At 63.9% G+C, this 15433-nt stretch carries 12 protein-coding genes; 8 read left to right on the forward strand and 4 right to left on the reverse strand.

What is annotated here, in order from left to right; genetic code table 11:
• Positions 1-37: 37 nt before the first annotated feature.
• Both IEY62_RS14055 and IEY62_RS14060 read right to left on the reverse strand, forming a co-directional pair.
• On the reverse strand, positions 38-2539 hold the full coding sequence (locus tag IEY62_RS14055; protein WP_189018845.1) for a glycoside hydrolase family 3 C-terminal domain-containing protein: 2502 nt from the start codon (positions 2537-2539) through the stop codon (positions 38-40).
• Positions 2540-2723: 184 nt separating this feature from the next.
• Positions 2724-3941, reverse strand: coding sequence for an MFS transporter (locus tag IEY62_RS14060; RefSeq protein WP_189018846.1), 1218 nt, complete (start codon positions 3939-3941; stop codon positions 2724-2726).
• 128 nt (positions 3942-4069) lie between these two features.
• Between IEY62_RS14060 and IEY62_RS14065 the strand changes: the two genes are divergently transcribed.
• The 3 genes from IEY62_RS14065 to IEY62_RS14075 all read left to right on the forward strand — a co-directional run bounded on the left by IEY62_RS14065 (position 4070) and on the right by IEY62_RS14075 (position 6606).
• Entirely contained in the window at positions 4070-4948 is an 879-nt protein-coding gene (locus IEY62_RS14065) for a helix-turn-helix transcriptional regulator (protein ID WP_189018847.1), read from the forward strand.
• A gap of 18 nt (positions 4949-4966) precedes the next feature.
• Positions 4967-5362 (forward strand): (R)-mandelonitrile lyase, encoded by a 396-nt coding sequence (locus IEY62_RS14070; RefSeq protein ID WP_189018848.1) that lies wholly within the window; start codon positions 4967-4969, stop codon positions 5360-5362.
• Between the two features lie 125 nt (positions 5363-5487).
• Positions 5488-6606, forward strand: coding sequence for a GGDEF domain-containing protein (locus tag IEY62_RS14075; RefSeq protein ID WP_229785304.1), 1119 nt, complete (start codon positions 5488-5490; stop codon positions 6604-6606).
• A 52-nt stretch (positions 6607-6658) separates the two neighbouring features.
• Here the strand turns inward: IEY62_RS14075 and IEY62_RS14080 are convergent, their stop codons facing one another.
• Positions 6659-7657: an Lrp/AsnC family transcriptional regulator gene (locus IEY62_RS14080; protein ID WP_229785306.1), complete on the reverse strand. Its 999-nt coding sequence runs from the start codon at positions 7655-7657 to the stop codon at positions 6659-6661.
• Between the two features lie 102 nt (positions 7658-7759).
• On the opposite strand from IEY62_RS14080, the gene IEY62_RS14085 reads away from it, so the two are divergent.
• The 4 genes from IEY62_RS14085 (at position 7760) to IEY62_RS14100 (ending at position 12107) form a co-directional block, all read left to right on the forward strand.
• Positions 7760-9217 (forward strand): MFS transporter, encoded by a 1458-nt coding sequence (locus tag IEY62_RS14085; RefSeq protein WP_189018851.1) that lies wholly within the window; start codon positions 7760-7762, stop codon positions 9215-9217.
• A gap of 48 nt (positions 9218-9265) precedes the next feature.
• Positions 9266-10495 carry an amidohydrolase gene (locus IEY62_RS14090; protein WP_189018852.1) on the forward strand — a complete coding sequence of 410 codons (1230 nt, stop codon included), beginning with the start codon at positions 9266-9268 and terminating at the stop codon, positions 10493-10495.
• 153 nt (positions 10496-10648) lie between these two features.
• Positions 10649-11812, forward strand: coding sequence for a WD40/YVTN/BNR-like repeat-containing protein (locus IEY62_RS14095; RefSeq protein ID WP_189018853.1), 1164 nt, complete (start codon positions 10649-10651; stop codon positions 11810-11812).
• A 7-nt stretch (positions 11813-11819) separates the two neighbouring features.
• A complete protein-coding gene (locus IEY62_RS14100; protein ID WP_189018854.1) occupies positions 11820-12107 on the forward strand; it encodes a MoaD/ThiS family protein in 288 nt (95 codons plus the stop codon).
• Between the two features lie 40 nt (positions 12108-12147).
• On the opposite strand, the gene IEY62_RS14105 is transcribed toward IEY62_RS14100, so the two are convergent.
• A complete protein-coding gene (locus IEY62_RS14105) occupies positions 12148-12384 on the reverse strand; it encodes a hypothetical protein (RefSeq protein ID WP_024818712.1) in 237 nt (78 codons plus the stop codon).
• A 274-nt stretch (positions 12385-12658) separates the two neighbouring features.
• Here IEY62_RS14105 and IEY62_RS14110 point away from each other — a divergent pair, with 274 nt between their 5' ends.
• A complete protein-coding gene (locus IEY62_RS14110) occupies positions 12659-15397 on the forward strand; it encodes an FG-GAP-like repeat-containing protein (RefSeq protein WP_189018855.1) in 2739 nt (912 codons plus the stop codon).
• The last annotated feature ends 36 nt before the right edge of the window (positions 15398-15433 follow it).

Here is a 15433-nt window from a genome sequence, read left to right on the forward strand (position 1 = left end):
TTTCTCCGTCATCCTCGGTAGGGAGTTGGTGCCAGGTTCAGCCTAAACGCAACGCATCCGCTCCCGGCAAGTCCAGCCGGATGTCCGTCATCAAAGGTAAGTCCGCACTGGACGTCCCCGCATGGACGTGAAAAACCCCGGGCTCAAGGGACCAGGCGCCGGCGGCGGTATCCCAGTGCTCGAACAGACGACGCGGAACCGTCATGGAGACCGTCGTTTCCGCGCCCGCCGGCAGCTCGGACACGGCCGCTCCCGCGAACCACAGGGCCGCCCTTTCCACCTGGCTCTGCCTCCGGGATAGGTAAAGCTGCACCACTTCGCGGGACGCCCGCCCAGAGTGGTTCCTGAGCTGGACGGTCACAGCCACGCCTTCTTCCTGCTCGCGGGCTTCCAGTTCCGACAAGCTCCAGCTTCCGTAGCCCAGGCCGTGCCCGAACGCGTAGGCAGGTGCGGTTTCCGCTGCTGCGCGGTAGCCGATGGCGAGCCCTTCGCGATAAACCACATCGCCATCCTGCGGCTGCGGCGACGGCAGTCCCTCTTCGCTGGACGGGAAGGTGACCGGCAACCTGCCACCGGGCTCCGCGGCACCGGTCAGGACGTCAGCCACAGCCCAGCCCATTTCCTGGCCGCCGAACCAGGTGAGGAGGATGGCATCCACCTGGTCACGCCACGGCAGGAGCACAGGCGCCCCGGAATTGACCACCACGATGGTCCGTGCGTTCACAGCAGCCACCGCTGACACCAGTTCGTCCTGCCGGCCCGGCAAGGAGAGGGTGGTCCGGTCAAAGCCCTCGGCCTCGTCTTCGGAGCCCGTCCCAACAAAGACCACGGCGTAATCCGCGTCCCGGGCAGAGTCCACGGCCTCTGCGATGAGACGGTCGGCGTCGGGTGCTGCTGAATCAAAGCCCAAACGGAGCGAGGCCACAGTCCGCTGCGCGGGCGTGTAGGTGAAGATCACGTCCACCGCCTGGCCCGGTGCCATGGCGAGGTCAATCAGTGCTTGCGGCGGCAGGGACATGCCCACCACGGCATCGGCATTAATAGGGATGAGCTCGCCATCGAACCGGGTCTCCCCATCAACGGTCACGTGCGCGTGGCCCACGCCCGCTGCAGCGAACACGTAATCGCCCGGGGTGCCGGCGGTGAGGCGTGTGGTGGCCCGAATGGCTTTGACTTCGTCCTCCGGAACGCCGTCGGGGTAGCCCATACCGTAGGTAAGAGTGTCGCAGCGGTCGCGTGTTTCGCTGCCCAGCGTGCGGCCTTCCTGGTCCAGGAATTCAATGAGGGCCACGCCGTGGCCTCCCGGCGCGGAGCCGTTCGCAGCGGAAAGGGTCTTCACCAACGTGGTGGGGCGGACGCCTTCGCTGTAATGGAACAGGGTGTCCGGCATGGCCACGCGCAGCGCTTCCAGCGGCGGCACGGTGCGGGGGGCGATGACCGCAGCGCTGCCGCCACCGTTGGTTCTGGGCACCACAGCGGCAGGACCGACGACGGCGATCTTCCGTGCCGTCGTCGTCAACGGTAACGCCTGGTGCTCGTTACGCAGCAACACCATGCCCTTGGCTCCGGTGTCACGCAGCAGACGGCGTATCCCGGGTGATTCCGCCGACGGCGGCGTGGGGAGGGCTTCAAGGTCAACGAGTGGCTCGATGCCATCGAGGGCTCCGAGGCGGGCGGCCAGCCGCAGCAGCCGGAGCACCTTGTTGTCGATGGCCGCCTCCGGGACCCGGCCCTGGCGCACGGCGTCCACGAGGCCTGCGGCCCACACGGTCTTGGGGCCGGGCATCGCAAGGTCGGTACCACCCAGCGCCGTCGACTCCACGGTCCGGATGGCTCCCCAGTCGGAAACCACCAAACCGTCGAATCCCCACTCACGCTCCAAAACCTCCGTCACGAGGTCCGACTCAACGGCCGGTGTGCCGTTCACCCGGTTGTAGGAGGACATGATGCCGAGGCCGCCGGCGTTGACGATCGCTTCGAACGGGGCCAGATATGCCTCCCGCAGTACATGCTCCGGGACCACCGAGTTCGAATTCAGCCTGTCCGTTTCGGCCTCGTTCGCAATGAAATGTTTGGCTGTGGTGGCTGGGCCTTCGGCCTGGATTCCCCGGACCATGGCCGCGCCCATGATGGCCGTGAGGTGCGGGTCCTCGCTGAACGCTTCGAAGTGTCTTCCGCCGTAGGGGGTTCGCTGAAGATTGACCACCGGCCCCAGGACCACGTCCACACCCTTGCGCCGGGCTTCCGCGCCGATCACGCTACCCATGGACAACGCCACGCTGGGGTCGAACGTCGCTGCTATGGCCGTCGCCGAGGGGATGTTGATGGACGTGTCCGTTTCGGTCCACCGCACGCCGCGGATTCCCACGGTTCCGTCGGAGAGAATCAAGGATCGTAGCCCGATCGATTCGTCGGCGTAGGTGCTCCAGTGGTCCTTGCCGGACAAGAGACGCACTTTGGCTTCCAGGTCCAGGCGGGCGAGCCGGGAGGTGAGCTCCTGCTCGAGCAGCTCGGAAGGGGGAACAGGATTTGCACGCATGGACGGCACCTTTCGCAATATGCTGTCGGCCGCTGCACGAGGTTAAACCGGGGTGCGTGGCGGCATCAGGCCCGGTGGGGTTCGCGATGTTTTGACCGCTGCGAGCAGGCCCACCGGATGGATTGCGTCTGCCTACGTTCGCCACAAATTTACAGCATCTGCGGTCCGGGGCGCCAGATCCTGGCTACCCCCTGTGTGACGCCCGCTTCGTTGCCAATGCCAGGAACGCCGCCATCAGGAGGATCGCGGCACTGGCCAGGAAAGTGCTTTCAAAACCAAGCGAATCGAACAGGACCCCGCCAACCGTGGAGCCCAGGGCGATGCAGGTCTGGACGACTGCCACCATGAGCCCACCGCCTTGTTCGGCGTTGTGTGGCATCGCCTGCGCCACCCAGCTCCACCAGCCCACCGGAGCAGACGTTCCCAACAGCCCCCAGAAACCCAACAGGACAACGACGACAGCGAACACGCCACCGAACGGAATCAATGCCACCGCCACCAGGGCCATGATGACGGGGATAACCACGAGTGTCCGGTACAGGCCGGATCCCAGGAACCGGCCGATGAGCATGGTTCCGGCGAACCCGGACACGCCCATCACCAGCAACACCAGGGACACCACCGGACCGTCAATGTGGGTCACAGTTTCCAGGAAAGGCCGTACGTAGGTGAAGAGGATGAACTGGCCCATGAAGAAGCTCCCGCAGGCGGCCATGCCCCATGCGACAGTCCGGTCCTTGAAAGCGGTGAAGATTCGGAGGATGTCACGGGCCTTTGTCCTGCTGACCGGCGCTGCGAGGGACGGCAAGGAAATCCACAGCCACACCACACAAACCGCAGAGACCGGCACCAGGCAAAGAAACGCTCCCCGCCAGCCGATGAACGAGCCCAGATAACTGCCAAGCGGCGCCGCCAGGACGGTGGCCAGTGCGTTGCCGCCGTTGACGATCGCCAGCGCGCGGGGGACCTGCGGCGGGGCGACCAGCCGTATGGCGGTGGCAGCGGACATGGACCAGAAACCGCCGATCACAACACCAATGGATGCCCGGCCCAGCATGAATGGCAGGTACCCCGGGGCCAAGGCGATCAGGGCCCCGGAGGCCCCCATCAGCACGGTCAGCCCGATCAACAGCGTGCGCCGGTCCAGGCGGCCCGCCAGCGTGGAAACCGAAAGGCTGGTGAGGACGGCAAACAATCCGGAGATAGCGATTCCCTGGCCAACCAGTCCCTCGGAAACCTGCAGGTCCGCGGCCATCGGAGTGAGCAGGCTGACAGGCATGAATTCGGATGCCACCACGGCAAACGCTCCAAATGACATGGCGAAGACACCACCCCATCGGCTCACGGGCTGTGGGGTGTCCTTGGGTGCGCCGGGCGCGGCGGTACGCGTATCTGCTGACATGGTTTGGCCTCTCAGATGAACAACTGGATCCATCGGACCATGGTTCGGCGGACAGGTGGGAGGGCCCGTTTATACGGGTTCCAACAGAACCTCTCACCACAAGCAATGGGCGTCGTAACGTGGAGGGCATGGACAATCGGTCGGAGGTGCGGGAGTTCCTGATGTCCCGCCGCGCACGCATTACCCCGGAGCAGGCAGGCATCGAAGCTTTCGGCATCCGACGCCGGGTGACCGGCCTGCGGCGCGATGAAGTAGCGCGGCTTGCGGGCGTCAGTATCGACTACTACATCCGGTTGGAGCGGGGAAACCTCTCCGGCGTATCGGACAGTGTCCTGGACGCTATCGGTGGGGCACTGCAGCTCGACCGAGCGGAGCTCGACCACCTCTACGACCTCGCACGGACAGCCAACCGGGGTGGGCGGACGACCGTGAAGAAGGCAGCCCGCACGATCGATCCCGCCCTGCAGTATTTTCTGGACTCCATCACGGGCGCACCGGCCCTGATCTCCAACAACCGCATGGATGTGGTTGCGGCGAATGCGCTGGGTTACGCCATGTACTTCGACCTCTTCCGGAGCACGGCGGGGCCCGCAAACCATTCCCGGTTCATCTTCCTGGATCCCCGGGGACGGGAGTTCTACCCTGACTGGAACCGTGCCGCGAACACCAACGTGGAAATCCTGCGCCGCCACGCCGGCCGCTTCCCCCATGACAAGGCAATCGCCGAACTCGTGGGTGAGCTCTCCATGCGGAGCGAGGAGTTCCGGACCCTGTGGGCTGCCCATAACGTCCGGCGGCACCGCTCGGGAATGAAAACCTTCCAGCACCCGGTGGTTGGATCGCTCGAACTGACCTACCAGCAGCTCGAACTCGACGAGGATACGGGCCTTCACGTCACCGTCTACCCGGCCGTCCCGGGGAGTGCCAGCGAGGAAGGCTTGAAACTCCTGGCGTCCTGGGCGGCTACCGAAAACGTCGTCGAGAAAGCCACCTCAAACACGCCCTGAGTCACAAAGGAGCAAGACATGAAATATACGAAAAGCGGGAACCAGACAGCAGCCGGTCCCAAGGAATGGTTCACCGGAACTGTCCAGATCGACGGCATCAGGAACCCGGATGAGCAATCAGCCATCGGCTGCGCCCACGTCCGTTTCGCGCCCGGTGCACGGACTGCCTGGCACCACCACCCCAAGGGACAAACCCTGTATGTCACCGACGGAATAGGGCTGGTTGCACGCAGGGGCGGGCACATCCAGGAGATCCGTCCGGGTGACGTCGTTTACATCGAGCCCGGCGAAGAACACTGGCATGGCGCCACTTCGGACCGCTTCATGGCACACATTGCCATGCAGGAAGCGGACCAGGACGGCCAGGTCGTGACCTGGCTGGAACACGTCACGGACCAGGACTACGGCGCCTGACGAGTTCTTTCCTGGCATAACCGCCGCTGCGGCTGCGGTCCTTCGCCGCGTCGTGTCCCGCCGATTCTCCTGCTGGCCCTTAGGCTGGCCGGTGAATGGGGGATTCGATGTTGGATTTGTTGAGCATGAAACTTGCTCTTGCTGTTGTGACGTTGACGCTGTGGGTGCTTTTCCTGGGCTCTTACCGGAGGACCCGCTCGCTCTACAGCGCGTACTGGTGCGCTGCACTGGGCTGCTGGTTGGCGGGGAACGTGGCGTACTGGTTGAAGGAAACCGACTGGGGATGGGCATCCAGCCCCCTGGGCAATGCGCTTTCTGTCGCGGGTGCTTTCGGTGTCTGGGCGGGGTTCCGCTCCTTGCGGAACCTGGGGACGCCGTTGTGGCTGTTGTTTGCCGCTCCGGCGGTTACGGCCTCGGCGACCGTTATTGAAACCGATCCCGACGGCGCGTGGCAGGGCGGGTTGGTGTATTTCGCTTTGATGGCCACCGGAATGGCGCTCGCCGCCCGGGAACTGGCCTTGCTGAAGTCGCGGGCCTCGCAAGCACACAGGCCGCTGCTGGTTGTCGCTGCTGTCCTGGTGGCCTATTTCGGTTGTCGCATTGTGGTCTATGCCGTAGCCGGGCCGGACAGTGGGGTGCTGCATTCCTACTTCAGCCCGGCCGTGACGTGTTTGCTGCTGATCATGTTGCTGGTCCTGGTTTCATTCAGCATGACCGCGCTCAACAACCACCAGCTCATCACGAGGCTCAATGAACGCGCTACGCGTGACGGCTTAACCGGCTTGCTGAATCGCGAGGCATTCATGGAATTGGCTGGGCAGGAGCTCGCTGCCCTGCAAACGGCAGGAAGGTCGGCGGCCGTTGTCCTGGCCGACCTTGATCACTTCAAGTCCGTGAACGATACCCACGGGCACGCTGCGGGGGACGCTGCCATCCGGGCGTTTGCCATCGCCTGCAAGGGATCCTTGCGCCGGACCGACCTGGTGGGCCGATACGGAGGGGAGGAGTTTGTCATCTTCCTCCCGGGCGCCGACGAGGTCGCGGCGGAGGCCATCACTACCGAGATCAGCCGGCGCCTGGCAGCTGCACCGGCACCTGATGGGCTGGAATTTCCCACTGTCAGCTACGGGATTTCTTCTACTCCCATTGCCGGGTCAACGCTGGCGCAATTGATCCACACAGCCGACGGGGCCCTTTACCAAGCCAAAGCAGCCGGAAGGAACCGGGCTTTCACGGCACAATGACGTTGCCCGCCCGGCCACTCCCTCGGCCCGGCTCTGCTGACCGCACAGCCCGCTAAGGGGAGAAGGGGTGTACGAATCCCAAGGTTGCCCGTCCTTCCTCGTCAATGGGGTGGCCCAAGTGCTTGCTCATTCGAAACACGACGCTCCTGTCCACAATCCTGGCGCTCGGAACGGCAGCTTCAAGCGCGGCCTCAAAGCGCATGACGTCGGTCATCTCCCGCAGCCACACGGCAACGACGAGGTTGTATTGACTTGCTACGGCGAGAGCTGTCCGAGCTTCGGGAATCTGGGCCATCAGGCCACGCATTTGCTGAATGTGCTTGGCGGCGGTGCGCACAAAGTACCAGGCGTAGACGGGCCAGCCCGTAACGGTGCGGGCCACGTCCGTTCGTATCCGAAGGCGGCCATCCGACCTCAGCCGGGCCAGTCCGTCAGAAACGCGTTGTTCGCTGAGTCCGTGTTCGGCTGCGATACGGCTTACCGGACGACGCCCATCCTCCATCAGGCAGTGCCGGAGCGCTGCCTCGACGTCGGGGTGCACGGTCCGTGGGGCGCGGGCCCTTGGCGGTTTCGGCTTCCCGACTCTGCTGGCTTCGCCGGGAGTGAGCGCCCGCAACCTCCAATCGGAGGCTTCCATGATCAGTTCGGTCACCAGGTGGGTCTGTGTGTTCCGGACTCCGTCGAGTGCACCGATTTGATTGGTCACCACGTCCCAAATGGCCAGCGGGTTGTCTCCGAGCACTGTGGCCAGCAAGTCCCGGCCACCTGAGGTGTGGTCGAGCGTCATGATGGCCGGAATCCTGGTCAGCTCCCGGGCCACCTGGCCTGTGTGTTGCGGCATGCAGGTGATATCCACCAGGGCAGTGGCACCGCCGGGAAAGATTCCGGTGACCCAGGCGAGTCCCCGTTCACGAAGCTGCTCCCAGCGCCGGGCAAGCGTCACGGCGTCCACGCCAATCACCGGAGCCAGCTCACTCCACGGAGCCCTGCCCTCGATCTGCAAAGCATGGATGATGCGCTCATCAAGAGGGTCCAGCATGTATTCCTGCATGAAGAAAACGATATACAGGGAAAGCTTCAATTTCATCCAATGGAAACACGGCACTTCCATCATGGTGTGATCCCGTTCACTTCTCATCACATCGGAGCGCACATGCGTACAACTGTGCAGAAATCCACAGCTGCCGGAGCCGTTGGCTTCCTGGTTGTCATGGAGCTTGGCAGCGGCATCCTGCAAGGCTGGTTGAGTCCCTTGTTTTCCTCGATTGGCGAACACCACGGCGTCTCGGCAGCCTCGCTCAACTGGATCAGTGCCGCCTACCTGCTGGCGACGGTCCTGGTTGTCCCCCTCCTTTCCAAGCTCGGTGACATCCACGGCCATAAACGCATCCTCATGATCGCCACCGCAATCGTTGCGGCGGCGTCGGTCCTGGTTGCCTTCGCGCCGAACTTCGAACTGTTCCTGCTGGGCCGGGCCATCCAGGCTCCGCTTGCCGTGTTCCTGCCGCTTGAATTCGCCATCGTCCACCAACGCGACTCCGAGCGCTCAGGCCGGAGCATCGGCAGACTCGTCGCGGCGCTTACCCTCGGCGCCACGATCGGCGGTCTCCTGTCCGGTATTGTCCTGGACACCGTTGGCAGCCTCCCCCTGACCTTATTGCTCCCTGCAATCTTCATGGCCTTGTGCATCCCGGGCATCGCCGTCTTCGTCAAGGAATCTCCCATCCGCAGCAAGGGCAAGGTGGACTACCTCGGCGCTGTACTTCTGGGCGGTGGCTTAGTAGCGGTTCTTGGCGGCGCGTCAAACCTCGCCACCTGGCCTCCGCTGGCGGTTGGTGCATCAATGCTGGTGGGCGGTGTCCTGCTTGTGGCTTGGGTAATTTCCGCTCGCCGAGTGGAGCACCCACTGGTGGACCTCAACATGCTGCTTCGAGGAGGCATCGGCCTGCCCATCCTGGTTGCTTTCCTGTTCGGTGCGCAGCTGTTTGGAGCCCAGGCACCCATTTCTGTCTATCTCCGTTCGGATCCTGCGACCCTGGGATTCGGCTTCGGTGCCGCTGCGTCCGCTGCGGGGATCCTGCTTAGCATCATGGCGTTGTCGGCCTTCCTTGGAGCAACCTTCGCGGACCGGGTATCCCGCAGTCTGGGCGGCCCCCGAACGGTCGCCTTCGGCGGCTTCCTGGGAGCCGTGGCCTACGTGCTCATGATCCTGGCGCCCGGCACCTTGGTCACTTTCACGGTGTGGTTGGTAGTGGCCGGCCTTGGCACAGGCGTGGTCAGCGGGACCCTCCCCACGCTGGTGGTGCAGCGTGCGGCTTCCGATTCCGTGGGCATCGCTTCCGGTTTGTACAACACGGCCCGCACCGCGGCAGGTGGAGTGGCCGGTGCACTTTTTGCCCTGTTGATGTCAGCCCTTGCCACCCCTGCAGCATCAGGCACCCGCGTCTCCACGCAAGTGTCCTTCCACGCCGTTTGGTGGATTTGCGCCGGGCTAAGCGTCCTCTTCGCAGTGGCGGTGCTTTTCATCCGGCAGGCAAAAGCGGTGCCCGAAACGCCCACCCAGGACCGCGGGGATCCCGTGGCCACCGCCGAACTCGAACCAGCCCAGTGAGCTCCAGCAGCCGCTGAACCCCACTGACAACCAGAGAAGGAAAAGACCATGACCATATCCATCGACATCACGTCCAAGGAAACCCTGCGTGACGCCGTACGCGAGGCTGCGTCCGCCGTCGTACCTACCGTCCTGGAACTCAGCCACAAAGTGCACGCGCTGGCAGAGATTTCCTGGGAGGAACACGAGTCTGCGGCGGCCGTGGCCGCTGTCCTGCGCGACGGCGGCTTCGATGTCACCGAACGCGCTTACGGAATTCCGACGGCGGTCGAGGCAACGTACGGTGCCGGCGAACTGACTGTGGTGATCTGCGCCGAATACGACGCCCTGCCTGAAGTAGGGCACGCCTGCGGGCACAACATCATCGCGGCGGCCGGCGTCGGTGCGGCCTTGGCGCTCAAGCCCGTGGCCGATGCTGCGGGGTTGCGCATCAAAGTCCTCGGAACTCCCGCCGAAGAGCACGGCGGCGGCAAGGTCTCCCTCCTGCAGGCCGGTGCGTGGGAGGACGCCGCCTTTTCGCTGATGGTGCATGGCATGACCGGGACGGAACGCAGCGCCAAGGCATTCAGCATGGCCGCTGTGGAACGGTTCGAAGTGAACTACAAAGGCAGCGAGGCCCACGCTGCTGGAGCCCCGGACAAAGCCATCAACGCCGGTGCCGCTGCAAGCCTGGCGTTGATGAACCTGGCCGTCCTGCGTCAGCACCTTCCCGAAAATGCGAACACAAACGCCTTCATATCCCACGGAGGCGGGGCTACCAACGTCATTGCCGGAGACTCAACGGTCCAGGTGGAAGTGCGCGCAGGGGATGTTGACGTGTGGCGGGATCTCAAACGCCGGGTCCTTGCTTGCTTTGAAGGCGCGGCGATCGCCACGGGATGCACCTGGACCCACCGGCAGACCGAGCATCCCTACGCCCCGATCGACACGCACGGCGGACTGGGTGATCTGTGGGACGCCAACATGGAAGGCATTGGACGACCGGTGGACCACACTCCGGTCTTCGGCGGCGGTTCCTCGGACATGGGCAACGTGTCGCAGGTGCTTCCTTCCGTTCACGGCATGGTGGTGGTCCGCAACAGCACCGCCGTCCCGCACCACCCGGATTTCACAGCCGATGCCATCACCCCTGAAGCCGACGACGCCGTGGTGGATGGCGCCATGGTTATTGCCTTGACGGTGTTGGACGCCGCATTGGATCCGCAGCTCCGCGCTGAATTGCTGGAACTGCAGGCCGCACGCGAGCCGGGGGCCACGACCGTAACTTTGCAGGCATAAGAGTCTGTAGCGCCCGCGGCACCGTACGGCGGTGCCGCGGGCGCGCTTCTCAGCAGTTCTGAGCGCCCTTCAGCGCAGATAACCAATACTGTGCCCCGCGATTGTCCACATAGCTCCAAAAAGCCATTGCCCTGCCCACCCCGCGATGGTTCGATGGGACTCATGGCTACCGCAGAAAGTTATGTCCTGGCGATCGGGACCAAGAAAGGCCTGTGGCTGGCGACCAGCCCGGACCGAAAAGAATGGTCCCTCTCCGGTCCGCACTTCCTGATGAGCGAGATACCCAGCATCGGGATAGACACGCGGGACGGCAAAACACGGATCATGGTGGGTGTCCGGTCAGAGCACTGGGGTCCCACCGTGGCACATTCAGACGACCTCGGCGCCACCTGGACCGAGCCCGAGCAAGGCGCCATCAAATTCCCGGACGGCACTGACGCCGCTTTGGAACGGGTCTGGCAGATCTACCCCGACGCCGACTCCCGACCGGGCGTGGTGTGGGCCGGTTGCGAGCCAATTTCCGTGTGGAAATCCACCGACGGCGGCGAGCACTTCGAGCTGAACCGCGGACTATGGGACCACCCCCACCGCAGCGAATGGGGTGCGGGCTACGGCGGCGCGGCGGCACACTCGATCGTGGTGGATCCATCCGGCGAGAAGGTCCACATCGCCATGAGTACGGGCGGCGTCTACAGGTCCCTCGACGGCGGAGCCTCCTGGGAGCCCCGGAACAAGGGCATTTCGGCGTACTTCATGCCCGACCCCAATCCCGAGTTCGGCCAGTGCGTCCACAAGATCGCGGCCGATGCTGCCGTCGAAGGCCGGCTGTACGCGCAGAATCATCACGGCGTGTACCGGACGGACGACAACGGCGAGAACTGGGACTCCATCGCAGAAGGGCTGCCCGCCGACTTCGGCTTTGTCATGCTCACACATCCGCGCCGGGAAGGCACGGCCTGGGTCATTCCGTTGAAGGCAGACGGCGAACGTATTCCACCAGGCAGCAAACTCAGCGTCCACCGCACAAGTGACGCGGGCAAAACGTGGAAAGAACTCCACACAGGCCTGCCGGATCACGAATACAACGCGGTGCTCCGCGATGCGGCCTCCGTCGATACCGCCGAGCCCGTTGGCGTGTACTTCGGAACCCGCGGTGGTTCCGTCTATGCCAGCGCCGACGAGGGCGAGACCTTCAACGAAGTGGTCTCGCACCTGCCGGACGTGCTCTGCGTTCGTGCGGCGGTCGTTGTTGGAAGCGACGCCGGAGCAGCGGCCGCCGTCGAACAATCGGCAGTCAGCGCTCCGGTACCTGGTTAGGTCCGTTGTGGCTGACTTTACGGTCCTGTTGCCTGGTGTCCTGCAGCCGCTCGTCGGCGGACAGTCCTATCTGACTGCGTCCGCCGACGGTGCTGTGACCGTTAGACAGTTGTTGGACTCGGTGACCGGAGATTATCCGGTCCTGGCCAGGCGTTTGCGTGATGAAACCGGGGCGCTGCGCCGTTTCGTGAATATTTACGTTAACGGTGACGAGGTCCGGCGTTTGAATGGTCTTGATACGGAAGTTGCGGCGGGCCAGGAGGTCTTGATTGTCCAGTCCGTGGCCGGCGGTTGAGGGGCGATGGGAGTCCAGCCTGGTCTCCAGGAGAGACGGTTCAGGCGACGCGCCAAACACTGCATTCGTCGGTATTGATGGCTTTCCTCATCCCGGAGGCGTGATCCATGATCCAGACGACGCCGATTCCCGGGGCCGTTTCCTGGACGCGTCCACGACGTATGACCACGTCGTCGTAAGCGGGCCCAACCGACAGGCGGGCCTCGATCTCGTCTCCGCGGTGGAGCTGGCTGATCGCGCGTATACGTGTTGTGTGAGTGGTTACTTCCTTCAGCATGGTGTCCTCCTGGCTGGAGCTGGTGCCTGCACTTGCCGGCTATTCCAGTGTGGCGGGGCAATGTTGCCACGGTATTTCGGCGTGGTTAGGGCCCGGTAAGCATTCCGGGATGGTTGCGTTTCCGTGGATGGGCGCGGGCCGCCGCGACGGGTGGCGACAAGACGCGCCCGCCTGAAGTCCGGCGCCTCCGCTGGCCAGTGCCGACGCGGTTGTAGCCTGATCTCGGTTACTGAGATGTACAGCGACCACAGGCTCCGTCCTCCCGGGAGAACCAATGGGTGTTTTACGGCGATCGCTCGCGCTGTCCACAGGCTTGGTGGTATTTACCGCCGGCCTGTTTTTTGTCCAGGCCCCTGCCACGGCAGTACCTCTTCCCGGGCCTGATAATCCGAACGTCCAATTCGTTGAGGGCACGCCGCACTCGGAGCATGTTTTCGAGGCGCCGCTCCCGGAAACCACCCAACCCACCAAGGGCAAGGCCGACGTCGAGTCCCTGCTCCGTGACGGGGCTGCCGCAGCCGGCCCGGGCGGCACCATCAACGTCCGGCTGGTCACTGCGAAACTGGCGGACAACACCAACCCGGTTTCCATGACGGACGCTGAAAAAGCGGTGGTGTCCACCAGCAACTACTGGAAAGCCATGACGGCCGACAAGCTGTCCATGACGGTGGCCAGCAAAGTTGCCGGGCATCAGTCCAAAGCCCGTTCCACGGACAGTTACAGCACCATCATCTCCACCATCACCGGCGAGCTGAACTGGACAGCGAGCCCGTACACGGCATTGGTCATCTTCATTCCCACGTCCACGTTGTCCGGCAACGCCCTGGGCGCCGGGTACAGCAGCGGCAGCTACAGCGGTCGCGTGCTCCTGCCGCAGATCAGCAGCTTCACCAACAACGTGATGAGCCACGAGTTCGGGCACGTCATTGGCCTGATGCACGCAGACGCGCTGCAGTGCGGCAGCGGAGTGTCCGACGTTGGGGTCAACAGCAACGGCCAGTTCACCGATCCGTCCTGCTACATCCGCGAGTACGGCGACACCACCGACATCATGGGTGCTGCCCAGTACGCATTGCCGGTTGTCAGTTCCACGTTCTGGGACTACGCGGGTCTTGGCCGCGGGGATGAGATCCGGGACGTGGGCATCGCAACGGGTTCCAAGAGCTACACACTCAAGCCGTGGGGCGGCACCGAAGCCCAGCGTGCCATCAAATTTACCGATCCCGTCAGCAAAGAGGTCTATTACGTGGAGCTGCGGGAACCTGCCGGCTATGACAATTACCTGGGAACAGCCGGTAAACCCGGAAACATGGGCGTAAAGGTCGTCCAGCGCGGTGGGGCCACCATCGCTTCTTCGCTGATCCTGATGCCCTCCACCAAGCCCTTCTCCGACCCTTGGTACGCCAGCAACCACGCCTGGCAGGCCGGCAGCACGTTCACCACGTACACCGGTACGCAGGTGACCATGAATTCGGTATCTTCGACGTCGGCCACCATCACCATCACGGCTGACCCGCGGCTCACCGCCAAGATCCGCTTCTCGACGGGCGATTTCGACGGCGACGGTCTGGCCGATGTCTTCTCCCGCGAGCCCGACGGCTCCTTGATGCTGTACTCCGGGTTGCCGGGCAACAGGCTCGACAATCCGCGCCAGGTGGGCTCCGGATGGAACATTTTCGATGCCATGACCGGCCTGGCGGATTTCGACGGAGACGGTCGAAGTGACATCCTGACCCGCACCAGCGACGGTGTCCTCTGGCTGTACCCGGGCGACGGAAACGGCGGTTTCCTCGCCAAACGGCAGATCGGTTCCGGTTGGCAGGGCTTCACGAACCTCATTGGTGTGGGCGATTTCGACGGCGACGCCCGCCTCGACGTCATGGCGACCAAGCCGGACGGCAGCCTGTGGCTTTACCCAAGCGATGGCCAGGGTGGTTTCCGTACGTGGTCGCAGATTGGCTCGGGCTGGAACGGTTTCACCAGCATCACATCTGATGGCTCCTTTGGTGGCGCCGGGGCCGGGCTGCTGGCGCGGACAAGCGACGGCACCCTCTATCTTTATCCCGGCAACGGCTGGGGTGGCTTCGTGCCGCGCGTTGCTATCGGCAGCGGTTGGAACGCCCTGGGCGACATCGTGAGCGGTCAGGACTTCACGGGTGACAAGAAATCGGACGTCCTGACGGTGACGTCCGCGGGATCCATGCGCCTCTACCCGGGCAGCGGCTCCGGTTTTGCCGAACGCTTGGTCATTGGCGCCGGTTGGAACCAGTTCAGCCAGGTCTGGGAGGCAGGAGATTTCGACGGCGATGCTGTCGCGGACATCCTGGCGCGCGGTACTGACGGCGCGTTGTGGCTTTATCCGGGGAACGGTTCGGGCGGCTTCCTGCCCCGCGTTCAGGTGGGGTCGGGGTGGAATGCCTTCAACACTGTTGTGAGCGCCGGAGATTTCGACGGCGATGGCCACCCGGACTTGGTGGCACGGACAGCTGACGGCGTGCTCTGGTTGTATCCAACAGATGGCCGGGGCCAGTTCCTGCCCCGCAAGCAGATCGGCGTGGGCTGGCAGGGTTTCACTGAGCTGCTGGCTCCAGGCGATTTTTCGGGTGACGGCAAAGCGGATCTTGTGGCACGGGCCGCCAACGGCAGTTTGTGGCTCTACCCAGGCAATGGCGTGGGCGGTTTTCTTCCGTGGAAGCAGATCGGCACGGGGTGGGACATTTTTGATTCAGTAGTGCAGGGCGGGGACTTCAATGGCGATGGCCGGGAGGACATCATGGCCCGGGGAACTGACGGGGCCCTCTGGCTTTACCCCGGCAATGGCAGTGGCGGATTCCTGGCGCGGGTCGCCCTGGGCGCCGGCTGGAACACCTTCAGCTCGTTCGCTGCGCTCGGGACGGGATTCACTGGAACGGGCAACCCGTCCGTGGTGGGGGTTGCCGGAAACGGCGCGCTCTTCCTGTACACCGGAACCGGTCAGGGGAGTTTCCAGTCTGTGGTGCTGGATCCCCGGTAGGTTAAAAAGTGACGCTCCAGCCCTCAGGCTGGAGCG

Source organism: Paenarthrobacter histidinolovorans (genome assembly GCF_014647595.1).
Lineage (GTDB): Bacteria > Actinomycetota > Actinomycetes > Actinomycetales > Micrococcaceae > Arthrobacter > Arthrobacter histidinolovorans.